At 70.9% G+C, this 21,369-nt stretch carries 19 protein-coding genes; 4 read left to right on the top strand and 15 right to left on the bottom strand.

The window, feature by feature from the left end; translation table 11 throughout:
* Nucleotides 1-2: 2 nt before the first annotated feature.
* From imuA to IDM46_RS03795, 7 genes are all read right to left on the bottom strand, one after another.
* Nucleotides 3-662: a translesion DNA synthesis-associated protein ImuA gene (gene imuA, locus IDM46_RS03825; protein WP_182823805.1), complete on the bottom strand. Its 660-nt coding sequence runs from the start codon at nt 660-662 to the stop codon at nt 3-5.
* Nucleotides 663-691: 29 nt separating this feature from the next.
* Nucleotides 692-1,363, bottom strand: coding sequence for a transcriptional repressor LexA (gene lexA, locus IDM46_RS03820; protein ID WP_182822327.1), 672 nt, complete (start codon nt 1,361-1,363; stop codon nt 692-694).
* Nucleotides 1,364-1,563: 200 nt separating this feature from the next.
* A complete protein-coding gene (locus IDM46_RS03815; protein WP_182822329.1) occupies nt 1,564-2,190 on the bottom strand; it encodes an ATP-binding protein in 627 nt (208 codons plus the stop codon).
* A gap of 105 nt (nt 2,191-2,295) precedes the next feature.
* Nucleotides 2,296-3,510 carry an FAD-dependent oxidoreductase gene (locus IDM46_RS03810; protein WP_185114854.1) on the bottom strand — a complete coding sequence of 405 codons (1,215 nt, stop codon included), beginning with the start codon at nt 3,508-3,510 and terminating at the stop codon, nt 2,296-2,298.
* Nucleotides 3,511-3,608: 98 nt separating this feature from the next.
* The gene (locus IDM46_RS03805) at nt 3,609-4,268 is read right to left on the bottom strand and encodes a hypothetical protein (protein ID WP_343203854.1); all 660 of its coding nucleotides are present in this window, start codon (nt 4,266-4,268) and stop codon (nt 3,609-3,611) included.
* Nucleotides 4,269-4,418: 150 nt separating this feature from the next.
* Nucleotides 4,419-4,688 (bottom strand): hypothetical protein, encoded by a 270-nt coding sequence (locus IDM46_RS03800; RefSeq protein WP_182822333.1) that lies wholly within the window; start codon nt 4,686-4,688, stop codon nt 4,419-4,421.
* 86 nt (nt 4,689-4,774) lie between these two features.
* Nucleotides 4,775-6,577, bottom strand: coding sequence for a sensor domain-containing diguanylate cyclase (locus tag IDM46_RS03795; protein WP_185114853.1), 1,803 nt, complete (start codon nt 6,575-6,577; stop codon nt 4,775-4,777).
* 121 nt (nt 6,578-6,698) lie between these two features.
* Here IDM46_RS03795 and IDM46_RS03790 point away from each other — a divergent pair, with 121 nt between their 5' ends.
* Both IDM46_RS03790 and IDM46_RS03785 read left to right on the top strand, forming a co-directional pair.
* Entirely contained in the window at nt 6,699-8,057 is a 1,359-nt protein-coding gene (locus IDM46_RS03790) for a PQQ-dependent sugar dehydrogenase (RefSeq protein ID WP_185114852.1), read from the top strand.
* 46 nt (nt 8,058-8,103) lie between these two features.
* On the top strand, nt 8,104-8,676 hold the full coding sequence (locus IDM46_RS03785; protein WP_182822340.1) for an NADPH-dependent FMN reductase: 573 nt from the start codon (nt 8,104-8,106) through the stop codon (nt 8,674-8,676).
* Nucleotides 8,677-8,726: 50 nt separating this feature from the next.
* On the opposite strand, the gene IDM46_RS03780 is transcribed toward IDM46_RS03785, so the two are convergent.
* Genes IDM46_RS03780 through IDM46_RS03755 form a run of 6 tightly spaced genes read right to left on the bottom strand, consistent with a single transcriptional unit; the run spans nt 8,727 to nt 15,532 of the window.
* Nucleotides 8,727-9,221 carry a TspO/MBR family protein gene (locus IDM46_RS03780; RefSeq protein ID WP_182822342.1) on the bottom strand — a complete coding sequence of 165 codons (495 nt, stop codon included), beginning with the start codon at nt 9,219-9,221 and terminating at the stop codon, nt 8,727-8,729.
* A gap of 57 nt (nt 9,222-9,278) precedes the next feature.
* Nucleotides 9,279-9,920 (bottom strand): ligase-associated DNA damage response endonuclease PdeM, encoded by a 642-nt coding sequence (gene pdeM, locus IDM46_RS03775; RefSeq protein ID WP_182822344.1) that lies wholly within the window; start codon nt 9,918-9,920, stop codon nt 9,279-9,281.
* Entirely contained in the window at nt 9,904-12,396 is a 2,493-nt protein-coding gene (locus IDM46_RS03770) for a ligase-associated DNA damage response DEXH box helicase (RefSeq protein ID WP_185114851.1), read from the bottom strand. Before IDM46_RS03770 ends, pdeM begins: the two co-directional genes overlap by 17 nt.
* 32 nt (nt 12,397-12,428) lie before the next feature.
* A complete protein-coding gene (locus IDM46_RS03765) occupies nt 12,429-14,039 on the bottom strand; it encodes an ATP-dependent DNA ligase (RefSeq protein WP_185114850.1) in 1,611 nt (536 codons plus the stop codon).
* A complete protein-coding gene (locus IDM46_RS03760) occupies nt 14,039-15,034 on the bottom strand; it encodes a ligase-associated DNA damage response exonuclease (RefSeq protein ID WP_185114849.1) in 996 nt (331 codons plus the stop codon). Before IDM46_RS03760 ends, IDM46_RS03765 begins: the two co-directional genes overlap by 1 nt.
* Before the next feature lie 12 nt (nt 15,035-15,046).
* Nucleotides 15,047-15,532, bottom strand: a complete 486-nt coding sequence (locus IDM46_RS03755; RefSeq protein WP_182822350.1) for a pyridoxamine 5'-phosphate oxidase family protein — start codon at nt 15,530-15,532, stop codon at nt 15,047-15,049.
* Nucleotides 15,533-15,724: 192 nt separating this feature from the next.
* Here IDM46_RS03755 and IDM46_RS03750 point away from each other — a divergent pair, with 192 nt between their 5' ends.
* The gene (locus IDM46_RS03750; RefSeq protein ID WP_182822352.1) at nt 15,725-16,492 is read left to right on the top strand and encodes a BON domain-containing protein; all 768 of its coding nucleotides are present in this window, start codon (nt 15,725-15,727) and stop codon (nt 16,490-16,492) included.
* Between the two features lie 49 nt (nt 16,493-16,541).
* Here the strand turns inward: IDM46_RS03750 and IDM46_RS03745 are convergent, their stop codons facing one another.
* Both IDM46_RS03745 and IDM46_RS03740 read right to left on the bottom strand, forming a co-directional pair.
* The gene (locus IDM46_RS03745) at nt 16,542-17,456 is read right to left on the bottom strand and encodes a ribonuclease H-like domain-containing protein (RefSeq protein ID WP_182822354.1); all 915 of its coding nucleotides are present in this window, start codon (nt 17,454-17,456) and stop codon (nt 16,542-16,544) included.
* Nucleotides 17,453-19,939 carry a DEAD/DEAH box helicase gene (locus tag IDM46_RS03740; protein WP_185114848.1) on the bottom strand — a complete coding sequence of 829 codons (2,487 nt, stop codon included), beginning with the start codon at nt 19,937-19,939 and terminating at the stop codon, nt 17,453-17,455. The genes IDM46_RS03745 and IDM46_RS03740 overlap by 4 nt, the downstream gene beginning before the upstream one ends.
* Before the next feature lie 42 nt (nt 19,940-19,981).
* On the opposite strand from IDM46_RS03740, the gene dbpA reads away from it, so the two are divergent.
* Complete coding sequence (gene dbpA, locus IDM46_RS03735; protein WP_185114847.1) at nt 19,982-21,364, top strand: ATP-dependent RNA helicase DbpA; 1,383 nt, start codon at nt 19,982-19,984, stop codon at nt 21,362-21,364.
* The last annotated feature ends 5 nt before the right edge of the window (nt 21,365-21,369 follow it).

Raw genomic sequence — 21,369 nt, 5'->3', positions numbered from 1 at the left:
GCTCAGTGCGTGGTCGCGAACGCGCGCGACGGCAGCTGGCCACCGCGGCATTTGCGCACGTGCCAGGCGCCGCCCTGCGCCATGCCGCTGCCGGCAGCGAACTCCAGCCGCAGCGCCGCCGGCGACGGATTGGCCGCGTGTTTCGCATCGCGGAACGCGAAGCCCAGGCAGTCGCCGCTGTCGGCCGCCACCTGCAGCCGGCGCAGCGCCTGCGCATCCGCCTGCAGCGGCCAACCCAGCACCGCCGCGCAGGCCGCGCTGCGCAGGCACTGCTCGAACGCCCACAGCGCGCCGCGCGCATCGGCTTGGATGATTTCCAGATGACGCAGGTCCACTCCCGCCGCCTGCCACGCCGGCGCGTACGGCAGGTACGGCGGCGCCACCAGCGCCACCACGCCGCCGGCCTGCGTCAGCCGCGCCAGCGTGGGCAGCAGCAGCGCGATCTCGCCCACGCCATCGGCCGGCAGCAGCAATTCGGTGAGCGCCGCGCGTGGCCAGCCGCCCTGCGGCAGCAATGCATCCAGTGCGGCGTGCCCGCTCGGCTCGCCGCCCGCGGCCACCGCCGGCGCACGCCCCGCGCGCCACAGCGTCTGCGCCGAGAGCATGGCCTCGATGTCCGGCAGCACGCCTATGGACGGCACGCCTATGGACGGCACGCCCATGGACGGCGGCGCGATGGACGCGACCGCGTTCATGCCGTGCGCACCAGCCCGCAGTACAGGCCCTCGATGGCGAAGTCGCTGCCCGGCGGCACCTCGATCGGCGCGTAGTCCGGATTGCGCGGCAGCAGCCGCAGCCGCGTGCGCGTGCGCTCCAGGCGCTTGATGGTGATCTCGCCGTCCACGCGCGCCACCACCACCTGCCCGTTGCGCGCATCGCTCGCGCGCTGCACCGCCACCAGGTCGCCGTCGAAAATGCCGTCGTCGCGCATCGAATCGCCCTTCACCCGCAACAGGTAATCGGGCTTGCTGGTGAACAGGGTGCGGTCAAGCAGCACGTGGCGCTCCACCCCGGCATCGGCACCGATCGGCGCACCCGCGGCGACGCGGCCGAGCACCGGCAGCTCGAGGCGGTCATCGCGCAGCTTCAGCCGCGTGCCGGGCACATGGCGCGTACGCCCCGCCCGGCCGCCGCCGGCCTGCGCCATGCCCGCGACCACGCGGATGCCGCGCGCCTCGTTGGGCCGCACCTCCAGGTAGCCCGCGGCCTGCAGCCGACGCACGTGCTTGTGCGCCGCGCAGGCCTGGCGGAAGCCGAAGGCATCGGCGATCTGCTGCAGCGTGGGCGGTGCACCCTCGGCCCCGGCATGGGCCTGGATGAAGCCGAGCACGTCGCGCTGTCGGGGGGTGAGGTCGTCGGTCATGGGTAAAAATCTATTTACCTTGGCGGGCATAAGCAAGCCCGGCGGTCGGAAGATTCCAGCGCCGGGCGGTCTCAAGGGGTGAGACCTTTTCCGAATCAACGACTTGTGGGGAAATCGCAGACGCGAACCGGCTCAGCGGCCCGCACACTTCCAGGCGACGCGGAACTCGGCCTGGGCCGAGGCAAGCACGTGCCCATGTCTCAGGGAGCACCTTGCGCCAGACCGCGCCGTTCGGTGCCACCAGGGACCGGGAAGTCGACGACGAACCTAAGCCGGCGCAGGAACGGCGCGTCCAGCGCGGACCGCGCCTTGACCGCCAGGATGACAATGCCCTGGTGTCCCTCGATGCCCCGCCGCAGGTAGCTGACTTCGATATTGGCGTAGCGATCGTGGCTGTCCTTTACTTCGCTGCGCTTGCCGAACAGCGCATCCGCCTCGTCGAAGAACAGGATCGCCCCGCCTGCCTCGGCCGCGTTGAAGACGCGCTGGAGGTTCTTCTCCGTCTCGCCGATGTACTTGCTGACCACCGCCGACAGGTCGATGCGATACAGAGGCAAGCCCAGCTCGCTGGCGATCACTTCGGCCGCCATCGTCTTGCCGGTTCCGCTCTCGCCGGCGAACAGCGCGCTGATGCCTAGCCCGGCGCTCATGTGTGCGCGGGATCCCGATTCGTCTTCCACACGCGTGCGGTGCCTGGCCTGCGCCACGATCTGCCGCAGCTGGTCGATCGCGGAGGCGGGCAGCGCGAGATCCGCCAGCGTCGCCCTGGGGACGATTGCCTGGAGCGCAGGGTCATCGAGCAGCCGCGAGTGCACTTTCCGCGCCATTTCGCACTTTTCCCAGCCCGAACGGGTGTCATCCGGCCAAACGGGCTCGGTGGAGAGGTTCGGCCACGTGACTGGCTGCAGCCGACGGAAGTTTGGGCTGGACGTTCAGCCCTCCCCACGCCCGAACGAGAACAACTCGGCCAACGGATGCTTGCGCCGCTCGATCAGCGCCCGCACCAGCCCGGCGCCGATCATCGAATAGGTGATGCCGTTGCCGCCGTAGGCCATGGCGAAATGCACGCGCGGGCCGTGCTGCGGGTGGGGGCCGAAGAACGGCAGGCCGTCGCGGGTTTCCGCGAAGGTGCCGGCCCAGGAGAACGCCGGCCGCAGCGGTAGGTGCGGGAACAGGGCCGCGGCCTTCTCCAGCAGCTTGCGCGCCTTCTTCTCCACGCGTGCATCGCGCCGCGCCGGCACGTCGACGTTGTCGTCCTCGCCGCCGACCAGCAGGCGGCCGTCACCGGTGCTGCGCATGTACAGATAGGGGCGCGCTGTCTCCCAGACCATGGTGCCGACCAGCGGCCCCAGTGCGTCCTTGTCGATCGGGTCGGTGATCAGCGCGTAGCTGCTGCGGTCGGCGGCGACGCGCTTGCGCAACCACTTCTGGCTGGCGTAGCCCGCGGCGACCACGACGTGCCCGGCGCGCACCGCATGGCCGTCGGCGGTGGTGAGGAGCACATCGCGCGAACGCGTCTGGATGGTGTCGATGGTCGTGCGGTCGAACACCGCGGCGCCGCGCTTGTGCAGCCGCGCGAACAGGCGGTAGGCCATGCGGTAGGGGTCCACGCGCGCGGCCAGCCGGCTGAGGATGGCCGCCGGCGCGTCGAAGCCGAACTGCTCGTGCACCGCATCCGCCTCCAGCCACGCCACGTCAAAGCCGTGGCGCCGGCGCAGCGCGAACTCCTCGCGCAGCGCGCGCACGTCGCGCCGTCGGCTGGCGTAATACAGGCTCTCGGCGCGGGCGAAGTCCACATCGCGCACGTCCGCCGCCTTGGCCTGCAGCATCGGAATGGCTTCGGCACAGGCGCGGTAGGCGAGCACCGCATTGTCCTCGCCATGGCGCTTGGCCAGGTCGACCATGTGCGTGTCGATCTCGTACTGCAGCAGCGCCGTGCTGGCGGCGCTGCTGCCCCAACCCACGTCACGCTGTTCGAACACCGCCACGTCATCCCCGTGCTCGGCCAGCTCGTCGGCGATCAGCGCCCCGGTGATGCCGCCGCCGATCACGGCCACATCGCAGCGATGGTCCGCCTGCAGCGGCGGGAATGCATGCATCAGGCCGTTCTTGACTGCCCACCAGGGGTAGCCACTTTTCAGGTCCATGGATGAGTGGTTCCTTCGTCGGCTGCCGATGCGTCAATGACGACATGGCTGCTTGCGGCCAGAAGGGCCCTCCACTGGCGGGCGGGCCCTGCGCGTCCTCAATCGTCGCCTTGCGCAGTCGCGCGACTTTGCGCGAACTCGGGGAAGGTCTCCGCCATCGGCGCCGCATCCGGCAGGATGTAGAACACCCCGCCCCCCTCGAACGTCGGACGGATGATCTGCTCGTAGAACCCGGGCGAGACGTTGATGCAGCCATGCGTGACGCGGTTGTCGTCCGGCGAAGGCGATGCAAGGCGTTCGGGGCGCCGCTCGGCCGGGACGCCGGTCGCGGTCGGGTGGATGGAGACGGCGGAATCGTAGTCCACCCACAGCACGCGCCCAGCGTCGATTGACGGACCGTAACCGCCCACGAAGCGACCAGCAGGCGTCGTGCGATCGCGGCCCGGGATCTCGCGAAGCGCGAGACCGGCGATGCCGGGGGCCGTATGGTCGCCGACCGCCGAGCCAAACAGCCCGGGTGCCGCGCCGCGAAGCCGGCCGTCGCCACCGAACACGAGGACCTGTGCGGCGGCCTTGTCGATAACCGCGAACGGATAGCCCTGGCTGTCCTTGGCTGCGACCACCCAGCCCGCGAACTCGATCACCGTGGCGGACACATCCTGGCCTGGTGGAAGCTGGTCGACCGGGGCGACCGGTTGCACGGCGGCATCCTCGGCGCTGGCCACGTCGAAGCTCGCGAACGCCAGCACAAGCGCCAGCGCACCAATCACGGCCCGAGCCGCAGGGTGTGTGCACGTAGGGATGGGAATGTTCCTCGGAACGAAGACTGAATGAAGACAAGGAGACCGGTGGCCAGCAAAGGCCACCAGGTCACGGCTCAGGCCGCTCGTCGCGATCCTTGCAAAAGACTAACCGCGCGGCGCGCGGCGCGGCGCCGCTTCAAGCTGCTGGACGCGGCTTTCCATTTGATCCAACCGCTGGTTGGCCTGCTGTGCGGACTGATTGGCGGATTCGGCGCTCTGCGCCGCGCTCTGCACCCTCGTGTCAAGCTGATCGAGGCGTGAGTTGATCCCTGCAAACTCGTCATCGTAGGTGGCGCAGGCGGAAAGGCCCACGGTGACGACGATCGCCAGGCCGAGCGTGCGCGCCATTACCAGATGTTGTTTGGTCGGAAACATTTCAATGCTCCTTCGTGGGGGAATCGCACCCAGTCTGACGTTGGCTCACGTACATGGATTGTGAAGATGCGGCCTTGATTCGGTACTCAGGCCTGCACCGCCATGTGATACCCGTTGCGCCCCGCCGTCTTCGCCGCGTACAGCGCCGCGTCCGCCTGTTCCATCAAGGTCGCGGCATCAACAGCCCGCGCGGCGTACGCGATGCCGATGCTGGTGGTGACGCTGAGCGGAGTGCCGCCGGCATCGATCTCTTTCGCGGTGGCTTCCACCACCTTGCGCGCGACGGTCTCGGCCGACACGGGCGTGGCGTCCTCGATCAGGATCGTGAACTCGTCGCCGCCCAGGCGCGCGACCAGGTCGGTCTCGCGCACGCTGTCGCACAGGCGCCTGGCGAACGCCTGCAGCACCGCGTCGCCGGCGGCGTGGCCGTGGCGGTCGTTGACGTGCTTGAAGTGATCGATGTCCAGGTACATCAGCGCGATCGGCGTGCCGTGGCGCTGCAGACGCTTGAGCGCCAGCGCCAGGCGTTCCTCGAACTGGCGCCGGTTGGCGACATCGGTGAGCACGTCGACGCGCGACAGCCGCTCCAGCTCGAGCCGGCTCTTCGCGAGCGCCTGCTCGGCCGCCACGCGGCGGTTGATGTTGCGCGCGGTGAGCATGACGTCCGCCTGGCCGCCGCCGTCGTCGTCATTGGCCGGGATGCACCGCGACACCGCCTCGATCCACACGTACTGGCCGTCCTTGTGGCGCACGCGGTAGATCTCGGTGCGCGGCTCCCCGGTGGCGAGTACTTCGGCCATGGCCCGCCGCTGTTTCTCGCGGTCGTCCGGATGCAGGATGTCCCAGCGCGACCCGAGCATCTCCGCGGGTGTCCACCCGAACATTTCGGTGGCCGACGGCGATACATACAGGCGTTCGCCATCGGCCCGCATGCGCGTGATCACATCGTGCGAATGATCGGCAAGCATGCGGTACCGCCGTTCGCTCTCGCCCAGGCCTGCGATGAGGCGCTTGCGTTCGGCCATCGCCAGGCAGACGGGAATGGTCATCACGCAGCCGCCGGCAAGGAAGATCTGCAGCAGCGCGATCCTCCCGGCACCCGCCAGATCCTGCTGCAGCCACAAGGGGCCATGGCCGAGCGTGGTGGCCACGGCACCGATCAGCGCCAATGCGATCACGCCCAGCGCCACGCCGGCGAACTGGTGGCGGACCGCGACAAACAGGAGCGCGGGATACGTCAGGAACATCACGGGATACGGTGCAAGGAACACCGCGACTCCCACCGCGACCAGCACGGCCATGGAGCCGGCGAGGCTCCAGCGCCGGTTCTCCGCGATGAACAATCCCAGCCCTTCGCGCTGTGCCACCAGTGTGGTCGTGGCCACGATCACCATGCCCACGACGTGGGCGGCATACCAGTTGGCCAGCGAGCGCAGGAAGGGCTGGCCGTGCATGTCCTGGGCCACGCCGGCCGCCATCAGCCCGGTCAGGCCACAGGCCACCAGCGTGGCTCCGGCGGCGATCCAGCCCAGTGCCATCCAGTTCTTCGGGTCGCGGATGTCGGGGACGCGGCTGCGGACGAAGCCGGCCACCGCCAGCACCTCCATCAAATTGAGCGCCGCGATCGCGAGCGCGTACACAGGCTGGTCCCCGGCGAGCATCCGTGCCGGAAACTCGGCCAGGAACGCGACCGCGATGTAACCCGGCCAGGTTTCCGTGCGCCTGGACAGCAGCCAGCCGGTGAGGATGCCGTTGCCCACCCAGATCGCCGCGAGTTCGCCGGGGCCACGCGCCAGCGTGAGCGAGAGCCACGCGGTCGTTGCGATCAGCACTGCCAGGACCGAGCGGTCGGCCCAATAGGTACGCGGCAGTCTCAGGCGTTTGGGCATTGCGCACTCATGCAGGCGGACCGCCATTTTAGCCCAGGCCATCGCCAATCACCGTCCGCTTACGCTCCGGCGCGAAAGATGGCCGAATTCGCCCCCGGCCCGGCCACCCCAGGAACGCCCCATGAAGATCCCGACGCATGTCCCGCGGTACATCCACGTCCCACTGGCCGCACTGGCCCTCGTCGCATGCAGCCAGACCGGGGATGTCCGCACGGGGTCCGCGGTCCTGGCTGACTGGTCGTCGGACGCGCCGGGCCACCCCCTGCATATCAGGCCCGCCGACGTCCCGGCGCCGGAGACCGGCAACGACCCCGAGAAGTCGATCGCCGGCAATGTGAAGGTGGTCGCTCCGGTGGCGGGCGCCCTGCCCGACGTGCCGGACGGCTTCGCCGCCACGGTGTTCGCCACGGGATTCAAGCAGCCGCGGACGCTGCGCACCGCACCGAATGGCGACATCTTCCTGTCGGAAAGCGGCACCGGCCGCGTGCTGGTGTTCCCCGCGCGTGCCGCCGCGGGTGGTACACCCGCCACGCCAACGGTGTTCGCCGAAAACCTCGACCGGCCCTACGGCATCGCCTTCGTGCCCGCGGTGGATCCGCAGTACGTCTATGTCGCAGCAGCGGACAAGGTGGTCCGCTATCCGTATGGCAGCGGCGACACCAAGGCTTCAGGGCCGGCCGAAACCCTGATCGCGGACATTCCGACCAAGCGCCACTGGACGCGCGACCTCGCGCTGTCGCGCGACGGAAAGCACATGTTCGTATCGGTCGGTTCGGCGTCCAACCTCGGCGTGGCGGGCATGCCCGACATGACGCCCGCGCAGATCCAGGCGCACGAGGCGACCGATGGCCGTGGCGCCGCGTGGGGCGAGGAAAAGGATCGCGCCGTGGTGCGCGTGTTCGACCTCGATGGCAAGAACATCCGCAATTACGCCACCGGCCTGCGCAACTGTTCGGGCCTGGCGATGCAACCGGCCACCGGCAACCTGTGGTGCATCGTCAACGAACGCGACCACCTCGGCCCCTATGTCACGCCGGACTTCATGGCGCGCATCGAGGATGGCGCGTTCTACGGCTGGCCCTGGTACCACCTCGGCGGCCGCGAAGATCCGGCGCTTGCCGGAAAGCGCCCCGACCTCAAGGACCACGTGCGCATGCCGGAGGTGTTGTTCCAGGCGCACTCGTCGGCGCTGAGCGCGGTGTTCTACAACCATGACGCCTTCCCGGCCGGGTACCGCGGCGACGCGTTCGTCGCATTGCACGGCTCGCACAGCCGGCCGCAGATGACCGGCTACAAGGTGGTCCGCGTGCGCATGCAGGGCGGTCAGCCGACCGGCGTCTACGAGGATTTCATGACCGGGTTCGTGGTCGCCAACGGAAGCGTCTGGGGCCGCCCGGCCGGCGTGACCGTGACCCGGGACGGCGCGCTGCTGGTCAGCGATGACGCCAACGGGACGATCTTCAAGGTGACGCGCAAATGACACGCCGCGCAGGGCGGCCACCCGTTCCCAGCAGCAGGAGCAGATGATGAAGACCTACAACGTCGGGTACCTGATCGGCAGCATCGCCAAGGACTCGATCAACCGCAAGCTGGCCAATGCGCTGTTCAAGCTTGCGCCGGAGCAGCTCGCGTTCAAGGAGATTTCGTACCGGGACCTGCCGATCTACAGCTACGACTACGACGCCGACTATCCCGAGGCCGGCAAGGCGTTCAAGCAGGCGATCAAGGGTTCCGACGCCATCCTGATCATCACCCCGGAATACAACCGATCGATCCCCGGCGGGCTGAAGAATGCCATCGACTGGGCCAGCCGCCCGTGGGGCACCAACTCCTTTGCCAACATTCCGTCCGGCGTGATCGGCACCTCGCCCGGTGCCATCGGCACCGCGGTGGGCCAGCAGCACCTGCGCAGCATCCTCGGCTTCCTGAACTCGCCGCAGATGAACTCGCCGGAGGCCTACATCCAGTTCAAGGACGGGATGATCAACGACGCCGGTGAAATCGCCGACAGCTCCACGGCGGATTTCCTGCGCGGCTACCTCAGGGAGTTCCACGAGTTCATCGCGCGCGTGCTGACGGTGTTGCCGCGCGACGCCTGAGGCCGGACCGGAAACGTCGCGCCACGGTGGGGTTGCCGTGGCGCATCGCATCAGCCCAGCAGCTGCGGGTTCATGCGCCACGACGCGTGGTTGAGGAACGCGGCAAACGTGACCCATGCGAGGTACGGCAGCATCAACATGCCGGCCAGCGGCCGCACCCGCCAGAACAGCCACGTGGTGGCGGCGATCACCAGCCACAGCAGCACGATGTCGGCGAAGGCCAGGCCACCCATGCGCCAGGCGAAGAAGCACCATGTCCACAGTGCGTTGAGCACCAGCTGCAGCAGGTACAGCGCGAGCGCGAGCCGCGCGCCCTCCCAGCCGGCACGGCGCCAGACCATCCACGCGGCGAGCGCCATCAGGATGTACAGCAGCGTCCACACCGGGCCGAACACCGAGCCGGGCGGCGCCCAGGAGGGCGTTTCCAGCTGGCGGTAGAAATCGTCGGAGCGCATCGAGGCCGCCGCGCCGATGGCGGCAGCGGCGAAGGTGGTCGCGGCCCAGCCAAGGAGGCCGGTCCAGGGGCTTCGCGTGCGTTCGGTCATGGCGGGCGGTCTCCGGTGCGGTCCCGTGACGCTAGCCGATGCGTGGTGGAGCGCGGGTCAAGGCCTATTCACGACCAGCACGCCATCCGCGCAAGCCACCCAGTGGAGCGTGTCGGCGAGGCGCTGGCCGCCGGTGAACGCGGAGAACGCCGGCAGGACCGACTCGTGCGCGTCGAGCGCGAGCGCGGGATGGCGCCCCGGCAATCCGGGCAGGCGTGCCACCGGATGCAGGTGCCCGCAGAGCACATGCCCTGCCCTGGCATCGGGGATGTCCAGCGGGTGATGGCGGAAGCGGAACGGGCCATCGCGCACGTCGTCGGGCAGGCGCACCACGCCCACGGCATCGGGCAGCAGCAAGCGGTCGTGGTTGCCGGCCACCACCGCGGCCACGCAGCCGGCGTGGGCCGCAAGCAACGCGCGCCAGGCGGCGTCGACCTGCGGCTGGTGGCGTCCGTGGAGGAAGTCGCCGAGGACCCACAGCTCGCGGGCACCCGACCGACGCAGCAGCGCGTCGAGGCGCGCGAGGTCGTGCGCGGTGCCGCCGCTGGGCACGGCGATGCCGGCCGCGCGCAGGGTGTCGCCCTTGCCGAGGTGCAGGTCGGCGATCAGCAGCCGGCCGCGCGCCGGCCAGTACAGCGCGCGGTCGGCGTACAGGCGCATCGGCTCGCCGGCGATGACGAGCTCAAGCACGTCGGGCATGGCGCTTCTCGAGCTGGGCCGCGGCGCGCTGCACGCGCGTGCGCCAGTCTTCGCTGCTGAGCTGGCCGCGCATGGATTCGGCCCACAGCGGGAACGCCAGCGGCGTGAGGCTGCGCGGCGTGTGCAGGTCGAGCGTGCGGTCGCGGCAGCGGCGCAGGGTGTCGCCCAGGCGGCGCACGTCGAGCTGCGCCTCGAGCACTTCGCGTTCGGCCTGGGCGAGCAGCATGTGCCCGGGGTCGTGGCGGCGCAGCACGTCGAACAGCAGGCCGCTGGAGGCCTGCAGCTGGCGCAGCGAGCGGATGGCGCGGCCGGGCAGCGACGGCGGCAGCAGGCCGGCGACGCGGGCGATGTCGCGGAACTGGCGGCGCGCGAGCTCGGCGATGTTGAGGCTGGCGTGCAGGTCTTCGAGCAGGCCGTCGGGCGACAGCATGCGCGCGAGCAGCGCCGGATCCGGCCAGGCTTCGACCTGCGCGCTCAGCACCAGGCCGTAATCGTTCATCGCCCAGGCGAACGTGTTCGGCACCTCGCGCGCCCAGCGCAGCGCCAGCAGCGGCGCCAGGCCCTCGTGCACGGCACGGCCGGCGAACGGAAACACGAACAGGTGCCAGCCCTGGCGCGTCTTCAACGCTTCCACCAGCAGCGTGCCGGGCGTGGGCAGCGCCGAGAGCTGTGTCTGCAGCGCGAGCAGCGGCGACAGCGCGCGCATCTCCGGGCTCGCCGGTGGCTGCGCCAGGATCGCCTCCACCTCGGCGGCGAGTTCACTCGACAGTGGCATGCGCCCGCCCTGCCAGCGCGGCACCATGCCGTCGTTGCGGGTGGCCACGCGCACGTAGGCGGTCATGTCCTTCAGCTGCACCAGCTCAAGCGTGCGGCCGGCGAACTGGAAGCGGTCGCGCGGCCGCAGCCGCGACACGAACGCTTCCTCCACCACGCCGAGGTGCCCGCCCTTCATGTAACGCACCTGCACGCTGCCGTCGCTGGTGATGGTGCCGATGGACAGCCGGTGGCGGAACGCGACGCGGCGGTCGTGCACACGATAGGCGCCGTCGTCGTCACGCAGCACGCGGCGGTAGTCGGGATAGTGCTCGAGCGCACCACCACCGCGGACGATGAAGTCGAGCACGGCCTGCCAGGCCGCATCCGGCAGGTCGGCGAACGCGTGCGTGCCGCGCACCTCGGCCAGCAGCGCGTCGGCAGCGAAGCCGCCGCCGAGCGCCAAGGTGACGCAGTGCTGCGCCAGCACGTCGAGCGACAGCCGCGGCGGCGGGCGCGCTTCGATGCGGCCACCGGCGAGCGCAGCGCGCGCCGCGGCGTATTCGGCCAGTTCCAGCGCGTGCGTGGGCACGCACACCACATGCCCGGCCTCGCCCGGCCGGTGGCGCGCGCGGCCGCCACGCTGCAGCAGGCGCGCCATGCCCTTCGGGCTGCCGACCTGCAGCACCTGGTCGACGGCCGGGAAGTCGACGCCAAGGTCGAGGCTGGAGGTGGCGACCACGCAGCGCACACTGCCGTCGCGCAGGCCGGCCTCGGCGGCGGCGCGCAGCGAGGCGTCGAGCGAGCCGTGGTGCAGCGCCAGGGTCGCCGGGTCGTCCAGCCATACCGCCTGCAGCGCGCGGTGCCAGAGCTCGGCTTGCGAGCGCGTGTTGGTGAACAGCAGGCTGCTGCGTACGCGCTGCAGCACCGCGGCCACCCGCTGCAGCTGCGACAGGCCGAGATGCCCGGCCCAGGGGAAGCGCTCGCCCTCGCCCGGCAGCAGGGTCTCCAGCGTCATCCTGCGCGGTCTGGGTGCGGCGAGGATGGCGGCATCCGGCAGGTGCGGCAGCAGCACGTCGCGGGCTTCGCCGAGGTTGCCGAGCGTGGCCGACAGCCCCCAGATGCGCGCCGTGGGCGCCAGCGCTCGCAGCCGCGCCAGGCACAGCTGCAGCAGCACGCCGCGCTTGTTGCCGAGCAGCTCGTGCCACTCGTCCACCACCACCGCGCGCACGCCCGCGAGCAGCTCGCCGGCATCGGGATACGACAGGGCGAGCGCGAACGACTCCGGCGTGGTGACCAGCACGTCGGCGAGGCCCTGGCGTGCCAGGCGTCTGTCGCGCGCACTGGCGTCGCCGGTGCGCATGGCCACCGTCCACGGCACGCCGAGTGCGGCGATCGGCTCGCGCACGGCGCGCACCGTGTCGACCGCCAGCGCACGCAGCGGGGTGATCCACAGCACGCGCAGGCGCGGCGCGGCTGGCACGCCGGGGCGCGCACGCTTGGGCGCGGGCGTGTCGCCGAGGCGCAGGGCTTCGAGCAGCGGCCCGCCGAGCGCGGCAAGCGTCTTGCCACTGCCGGTGGGCGTGACCAGCAGCCCCGATTCGCCGGCGAGGTAGCGCCGCCAGGCTTCGCGCTGGAACGGCGCCGGCCGCCAGCCCTGCGCGGTGAACCACGCAGTCAGCGGCGCATCGGCGCGTCCGCGTGCCGGCCGTTTCGCCTGCATCGCTGACGGCGCCTGCGCCTGCGCCTCCGGACTCATCGCGCCAGCGCCCGCAGGCTGTCCAGCGTGTCCGCCTCGCGCGCCAGCTTGTCCTCGCGCCAGCGCAGGATGCGCGGGAAGCGCACCGCAATGCCCGACTTGTGCCGCGCCGAGCGGTTCACGCCCTCGAAGCCCAGCTCGAACACATGCAGCGCCTGCACCGAACGCACCGGCCCGAAGCGCTCCAGCGTGTGCGCGCGGATCCACCGATCGAGGCGCAGGATCTCGGCGTCGTCCAGGCCCGAGTACGCCTTGGCCACCGGCACCAGGGCATCGCCGTCCCACAGGCCGAAGGTGTAATCGGTGAACAGCGTGCTGCGCCGGCCATGGCCGGACTGGGCGTAGATCAGCACCGCGTCGATGCTCAGCGGATCGATCTTCCACTTCCACCAGTCGCCGCGCTTGCGGCCATGGCGGTAGGGCGAATCGGCGCGCTTGAGCATCAGGCCCTCGACCCCGCGTTCGCGCGCTTCCTCCCGCAGCCTGGCCGCGTGCGTCCAGTCATCGGCGGGCACCTGCAGCGACAGCGCGAGCCTGTCGGGATCGGCATCGGCGAGCACGTCGACCAGAAGCGCGCGGCGCTCCACCAGTGGCCGCGCACGCAGGTCTTCGCCATCCAGTTCCAGCAGGTCGTACGCCAGCACCCGCGCGGGCGCCGCGGCCAGCGACTTCGGCCCCGGCTTGAGCCGCTGGATGCGGGTCTGCAACGCACTGAACGGCATCGGCTCGGCACCACCGGGCTGCCAGGCGAGCAGCTCGCCGTCGATCACGCAGTCGCGGCCGAGCGCGGCGGCGGCGGCTTCGATCTCGGGGAAGCGCCCGTCCATGCGCTCCTCGCCGCGCGACCACAGCGCGATCCCGCTGGCGCGGCGGATCAGCTGCAGGCGGATGCCGTCCCACTTCCACTCCAGCAGCCAGTCGTCGATGCTGCCCAGGCTCTCGGCCTCGGCCTCCAGCGGCGAGGCGAGGAAGAACGGATACGGCAGCGCGGCGTCGCCGGGTTGAACCTCAGGGGACAGCAGGCCTTCGAGGAACGCCGCCGACGGCGCCCAGCGCCCGAGCATGCGCTGCGCGATGAGCGCAATGTCGACGCCGGAAAACTCCGCCAGCGCCTGCTGCACCAGGCCCTGCGACACGCCCACGCGCAGCGCACCGGTGAGCAGCTTGTTGAACACCAGGCGCTCGCGGAAGCACAGGCTGCGCCACGCCTCCACCACGAGCGCGCGCCGCGCCTCCGGCGTGTCGTTGGCGATCGGCGCCAGGCGCTGCTCGATCCAGTCCGCCAGGGCGATGTCGCCGCCCTGCGCGCCCGCCGGCGGATCGTCCAACAGCAGGGCCAGCGTTTCCGCCAGGTCGCCGACCTGGTGATGGCAGTCCTCGACCAGCCAGTCGGGCGTCCCGCTCTCTGCGCCGATCCACGCACGCAATTCGCCGGTGCCGGCGATCTTCGCGCGCGCGCCGCCGATCTTGCCGCCGGCCAGCAGCCAGATCGCCCATGCGGCGTCACGCGGCGGTGCGTCACGGAAGTAGTCCACCAGTGCGCGGCGCTTGTCGCCGGTGCCGGTGCTGCGGTCGAGCCGCTCGTAGAGCGCGGCGAAGCGGCGCATCAGTCGTCCTCGCCGTAGCCCGTGGCGAACACGCCGGTGTCGATGCCGCGGTCGTTGAGCACGCGCACCAGCGCGTCGGTGTCGCCGTGGGTGGCGATCACCCGCCGCGCACCGGTCTCGTGCGCGGTGCGCAGCAGCGCCGGCCAGTCGGCATGGTCGGATACCACGAAGCCGCGGTCGTAGTTGCGGCGCCGGCGGTTGCCGCGGATGCGCATCCAGCCCGACGCGAAGCCCTGCTGTGCGCGCTTGAAGCGGCGGATCCACGGGCTGCCGGCGGCCGACGGCGGCGCCAGCACCAGCTCTCCGGCGAATGCCGTGCCGCGCGCCTCGTCTGCCACGCGCCGGGTGTCGAGCATCGCCACGCCGGCTTCGCGGTAGACCTGCACGCCGGCATCGATCGCGCCGTGCACGAAGGCCGGGCGATCGGTGTGCGCGGCGAGTTCACCCAGCACGCGCTGCGCCTTGCCGAGCGCGTAGCAGTACAGGATCGCCGCCTCGCCGTTGGCCGCGCATTCCTCGCGCCACGCGACGATGTCGGCGGCCACATCTGCCGCCGGCGTCCAGCGGTAGATCGGCAGCCCGAACGTCGCCTCGGTGATGAACACGTCGCAGGGCACGACTTCGAACGGCAGGCAGGTCGGGTCGTGATCGCGCTTGTAGTCGCCCGACGCCACCCAGGTCTCGCCATCCACTTCGATGCGTACCTGGGTCGAACCGAGCACGTGGCCGGCGGGATGGAACGACACCAGCGCGTTGCCGATGCGCACGCGCTCGCCCAGCGCGTGCACGCGGTAGTCCTGCTCACCCAGCCGCCAGCGCAGGATCGGCAGGCCTTCCGCGGCCACGTGGTAGAGGCCCATTCCGCTGCGCGCGTGGTCGCCATGGCCGTGGGTGATCACCGCGCACGGCACCGGGCGCGACGGATCGATATGGAAACCACCGGCGGGGCAATACAGCCCCTCCGGCGTGGAGACCACCAGGTCGCCGCGCGGCATCTTCGCGTGGACTCAGCGCAGGTCGATCTCGCCGACCTTGTCCTTGTAGTCCTTCTTGGGGTCGATGCCGATCATCATCTTCACGCCGGCCAGCATGCTGGAGGCATCGATCCACACTTCGGCGTCTTCGGCATCAAGCCGCAGCAGGCGCAGCCTGGGGTCGTCCTTGCCCTCGAACCAGGCGGCGACGAACGGGTTCCAGAGGCGATCGACCACAGCGCGGTCGGTGTCGACGTGCAGCGTGCCGCGGATGCTGGCGAACAGGTCATGGCCCTTGGAGGCGAAGCCCGCGATCGCGCGTCCGCCACCGTCGCCGAGCTGCCGGACCAGCGCGTTGTCGTTGGAGGTGAAGAACCACAACGGCGCGCGGCGGTCCTCCGCCTGCGCGGTCATGGGACGGGCGTGGCCGTCTTCCATGCCGTCCAGCCCGAGCATGACCGTGCGGTCGCTCTCCAGGGCCTTCCAGAACTTCTCTTCCAGCTTGTGGGTGTCGGTCACGGAGTGCTCCTTTGTTCACGGGGGGATGCGGCAAGCACGCGGTTTAGCACCGCGAAAGTGACAGCGGCGTATGAACAAACGCCCCCGCGCGCCGCCGGCATGACGCTGCTTGAACACAGCTGCGCGGAAACTCCGCAGGTCGGCGCGCCAGCGTGCGTAGCCGCCCCCAACCACCCCCGGAGACTCCAGCACATGACTGCCAACAGCAAGGCGAAGAATGAATTCAAGGCCGTCGCCCGCGAGGCGGCGCAGCTTGGCGCGCGTTTCGTGGGCGTCACCCGCGACTGGTTCGACAACCGCAAGCAGGAAGCCGAGCGCCCGGCCGGCTACTACAGCCGCCGCACCACGCCCGGCGGCCCGGCGGACGACGAAGAGCGCACCTACGGCCGCGATGAACACGCGTCGACCACATCCACCACGTCGAGCGGCGCGGGCCGGCGCAGCGGCTACCGCGGCATCGGGCCGCGCGGCTACACCCGCAGCGACGAGCGCATCCGCGAGGACGTCTGCGAGGGCCTGTGCGACAGCGACGCCATCGACGCCGCCGACATCAACGTGCACGTCGGCAGCGGCACCGTGCGCCTGTCGGGCACCGTGCCCAATCGCGCCATGAAGCACCGCGCCGAGGACATCGCCGAATCCGTCAGCGGCGTGCGCGACATCGAGAACTCGATCCGGGTGGCCGGCGTGGATCCGATCGGTGGCTCGCCGTCGTACGGCAGCAGCGGCAGCAGTTCCGGCGCAGGCATGTCTTCGGCAGGCTACGGTGGCGCATCGGCGTCTGGCGCCAGCGCAACCGGCAGCGCGGGCAGCACGCCCGGCGGTGCATCGGGCCACGGTTACGGAACCACCCCCGGCGCCACCACGCCGGGCGGGGCCACGACGGGGACAGGCACCGGTGCCACACCGGCCGCCGGGGCGGGCACGACGGGCGTCAACCGCCCGGACCGCGCCAGCTGACGCGACTGCGGCACGGGGTGCGGCCTGCCTGTGAAGGCGGCCGCGCCCTTCAGGACCCGACGTGCGCGCTGACCGCGGGCGCAGCGTCGGCCATCGCCTCCAGCAGGCTGCAGAGGCTGCGCAGGTCCTGCGCATTGTGCTGGCCGACGCGGCGCAGGTTGGCGGCACTGCCGCCGCGCAGGTACGACAGCCACGCGGCCGGCGCTTCCGAGCCTGGCAAATCGTCCTCGCGCACCACGCCCAGCAGCTCGCGTTCGATGGTGGCGAGCCTGCAGTTCGCCCAGACACCGCGGTAACGGCGGCGCACCGGATGCAGCAGATCGACGTGGCCGCGCCCGAAGACGGGATCGGCAAGCCGCGCGAGGCGGTACCGCGTCGACAGCAGCGGACGGTCGTAGCTCTTGCCGTTGTAGCTGACCAGCACCGTCTCCGGCGCCAGCCACCCGGCGAACGTGCGCAGCATCGCCGCTTCCGCGCCGAGCGTGGTGATGCACAACTGGCGCATGCGCAGCCCGCCGTCGCGCCAATCCGCGGCGCCGATCATGAACGCACGCGTGCCGGTGCCGCCGGCCAGGCCGGTGGTCTCGGTGTCGAACGCGAGCAGGTGCCCGCGTGCGATCGCGTCCTGGCCGATGCCGTGCAGCGGCAGCACGTCTTCGCCAGCAGGCCACGGCGTCCACTGTTCGAGGAAGCGCAGGCCGGGGGCGATCTCGTCGCCGGGCAGCGTGCGATCCGCCGCGCGCGCCTGCATCAGCGGCGCGGGCGTGCGGATCTTCAGCAGGGTGCGCAGCTGGTTGATGGTGGCCTGGCGGGAATCCGCGGCCGGCAGCGCTGATGCGTACGTGCGTACACCGGGTTCCGACGCGCGCACAACGACGCCCGCCGCGCGAACCGCAACCGGCCCTGGCTGCTCTCCACCCGCCTCCGCGCGCAGCCGCGCGAGCTTCGCCGCCAGCGCGCTCATGGTGCTTCCGCGAGCAGGTCCAGCACGCGCAGGGCCAGCGCGCGCGGCGCGAGGCTCGCGGTCTCGTCGGCGGCAAGGATCGGGCCCACGCAGGCCGGGCACCCCGCACCGCAGTCGCAGCCCGCCACCAGCGCGCGCGCCTGCGCCAGCAGTGCGGCATGGCGCTCGAACAGCGGCGACGACAGGCCCACGCCGCCGGGGTAGTTGTCGTACAGATAGATGGTGGGCGTGAAGCGTCCGAGCAGTTCGACCGCCATGTCGGGCGTGCCGTCGCCGCTGCGCAGCTGGCCGCGGCCGCGGTTGTCGGCAGTGGCGAACCAGGCGCCGTCGCCGCTGCCCACCGACTTCAGCAGGTCGCGGCTCTCGGCCATCACCGCCACCTGCGCGACCAGGTGCAGCGCGTAGGCCGCGCCGAGGAAGCCATCCAGCGCCTCGTGGCGCATGGCAAACGCCTCCTCCAGCGTCGCCTGCGGCAGCTGCCACCACACCGCGCTGGTGTGCAGCTCCTGGTCGGGCAGGTTCACCGGGCCGTAGCCGATGTTCTCGTGGGTGTGGAAGCGGATCTTCTTGTAGCCGGACACGCGCCGCACCACGTGCACCTCGCCCAGGTGCGCCGAGCCCTGCCCGGCCGCGGCCTGTTCGGCGTCGTCGAGCACCTTCAGCTTGGTGTAGTCGATGGCGTCGGTGTAGTAGTCGACGCGGGTGCGGGTGACGAAGGCCTTGCGGCCCTCCCAGTCGAGCTTCTCCACCTGGAACGGCTCCGACTGGATCATGTGGATCGCGCCCTCGTAGAGAGTGAGCGCGGCGGCGGAATAGTCCACCTCGGCCACGATCACCTGGCGGCCGTCGGTGCGGTCGACGACCACGAAGTTGCCGTCGGCCACCGAGCGCAGGTTGACCGCCTGCGCCGGGTAGCTGTCGGCGATCCACTCCCAGCGCGCGCCTTCGCGGTGCAGCACGCCGCTTTCGGCCAGCACTTGGAGCCATGCCGCGGGATCGACCGGACCGAAGCCGTCGCCATCATGGAACGGCAGTTCGAACGCCGCGCAGCGGATGTGGTCGAGCAGGATCAGCGGCTGGTCGGCCTCGATGCGCGCGTGCTCGGGGTTGGCGTCGGCGAAGAACTCGGGATGGCGCACCACGTACTGGTCGAGCGCGTCGGAGCCGGCCACCAGCACGCCCACCGACGGTTGCTGGCGCCGCCCGGCGCGGCCGAAGCGCTGCCACGTGGCGGAGATGCTGCCGGGATAGCCGTTGAGCACCACCACGTCGAGGCTGCCGATGTCGACGCCGAGTTCCAGTGCCGAGGTGCTCACGATGCCGTCGATCCGCCCGGCGCGCATCTCGCGTTCGACCTCGCGCCGCTCGGTGGGGAGGTAGCCGCCACGGTAGCCGCGGATGCGCCTGGGCTTGCGCGGGTCGTGGTCGAAGACTTCCTTCAGGTACTTGGTGAGCACCTCGACCATCAGCCGCGACTGGCAGAACACCAGCGTCTTCAGCCCGGCGCGGATCGCCAGCCGCGCGATGCGGTTGGACTGCGAGCGCGCGGAGGCGCGGATGCCGAGGTCGACGTTGACCATCGGCGGGTTCCACAGCAGCACGTGCTTGTCGCCGCGCGGCGCGCCGCTGTCGTCGATCACGGCGATGTCGGCTTGCGCGGCCTCGATCAGCGCGCGGCCATGCGCGCCGGCGTTGCCGATGGTCGCCGAGCACAGGATGAACTGCGGACTGACACCGTAGAACGCACACACGCGCTTGAGCCTGCGGATCACGTTGGCGACATGGCTGCCGAACACGCCGCGGTAGGTGTGGATCTCGTCGATCACCACGTAGCGCAGGTTCTCGAAGAACTGCGCCCACTTGGTGTGGTGCGGCAGGATGCCCTGGTGGAGCATGTCCGGGTTGCTGACCACGATGTCGCCGCTCAGGCGGATCGCCTGGCGCGCATCGCCCGGCGTGTCGCCGTCGAAGGTGGCCGCGCGCAGGCCGAGGCCGCCAGCGGCATTGAGTTCCAGCAGCTCGGCCACCTGGTCCTGCGCCAGCGCCTTGGTGGGAAACAGGTACAGCGCCTTGCCGCGCGCCTCGAGCGCACTGGCGACCACCGGCAGCGTGTAGCAGAGCGACTTGCCCGACGCCGTGGGCGTCGCCACCACCACGTGGCGGCCGGCCTGCGTCTCCGCCCAGGCCTGCGCCTGGTGGCTGTACAACCGGTCGATGCCGCGCGCATGCAGCGCGCGCACCAGCGGCTCCGGCAGGTCGCCGGGCAGCGGCGCGTAGCGGCCGTCCTGGCCCGGCAGCAGCAGGCTGCCGGTGATGCGCGCGGGATACTTCTCGGCGAGCCTGGCGGCGAGCGTGCCGCCGGCGCCGGGGGCGGCCAGCGCCTGCGCTGGCTTGGGGATGGCGTTCAGGGCGGGCTCCGTCGTGATTGAGCAGGCATGCTGGGCAGCGGCCGTCTCACCCCGTGCGACCGCACCTCGCGCCATTCAATCCACGGGCCTAAGACCGAATGCTGCGATCATGGCGGCATGGACACATCCCTCGCGTTCTCCACCCTTTCCCTCCCGCCCGCCCTGCTGCTCGGGGTGGAGGCGCTCGGCTACACCGCGATGACCCCGGTGCAGGCGCAGTCGCTGCCGCCGATCCTCGAAGGCCGCGACGTCATCGCCCAAGCGCCGACCGGCAGCGGCAAGACCGCGGCTTTCGGGCTGGGCCTGCTGCAGCGGCTCGACCCGACCGCGGTGCGCACGCAGGCGCTGGTGCTGTGCCCGACGCGCGAACTGGCCGAGCAGGTCGGCGGCCAACTGCGAAAGCTCGCCCTGGGCGTGCCCAATGTAAAGGTGTCGGTGCTGTGCGGCGGCATACCGCTGGCACCGCAGCTGGCTTCGCTCGCGCATGCGCCGCACGTGGTCGTGGGCACGCCCGGCCGCATCCAGGAGCTGCTGCGCGGCGACGCGTTGCAGCTTGGCGGCGTGCTGGGCTTCGTGCTGGACGAGGCCGACCGCATGCTCGACATGGGCTTCGAGGACCAGATCCGCGACATCGCGCGCCGCATCCCGGCGGCCAGCCAGCGCCTGCTGTTCTCTGCCACGTTCCCGGACGCGATCCGCACGCTTGCCAAAGCCACGCTGCGCAACCCGGCGGAGGTCAGCATCCGCGGCGCCGCCGACGCGCCGGCGATCAACCAGGTGGTGGTGGAGGCCGACCCCGAGCGCAAGGCGCCGCTGCTGGCGGCGCTGCTGCTGGAGCACCGCCCCGAGTCGTGCGTGGTGTTCTGCAACATGCGCCGCGACGTGGACGAGGTGGCGGCATCGCTCGCGCACTACGGCTTCGACGCGCTGGCGCTGCATGGCGACATGGAACAGCGCGACCGCGCCGAGACCCTGATGCGCTTCGCCAACCGGAGCTGCAATGTGCTGGTGGCCAGCGACGTGGCTGCGCGCGGCCTCGACATCGAGGACCTCGCCGCGGTGGTGAACTACGACGTGCCCTCGGATCCCGACACCTACCTGCACCGCATCGGCCGCACCGGCCGCGCCGGGCGCGGCGGCATCGCGATCACCCTGTGCACGCCGCGCGAGGTCCCGCGCATGAACGCGATCGAGGACCACCAGTTCCGCACCCTGCCGCGCGAGCATGCGCAGCCGGTGAACGGCAAGCCCAAGGGCGTGCCGCGGGCGGCGATGGCCACGCTGCGCATCGATGCCGGCAAGACCGACAAGCTGCGCCCCGGCGACATCGTCGGCGCGCTCACCGGCGATGCCGGTCTGCCGGTGGCCGCGATCGGCAAGATCGACGTGCTGGCCACGCGCTCCTACGTGGCCATTGCCCGCGCGCAGTCCGCGAACGCGTTGGCGCGGCTGCGCGAGGGCAAGATCAAGGGGCGGAAATTCCGCGTCAGCGCGTTGTAACCGAC

The sequence above is a fragment of the Luteimonas sp. MC1825 genome, assembly GCF_014764385.1.
Lineage (GTDB): Bacteria > Pseudomonadota > Gammaproteobacteria > Xanthomonadales > Xanthomonadaceae > Luteimonas.
The sequence above is the reverse complement of the archived record's forward strand: the minus strand, read 5'-3'. Positions and strand labels throughout refer to the sequence as shown.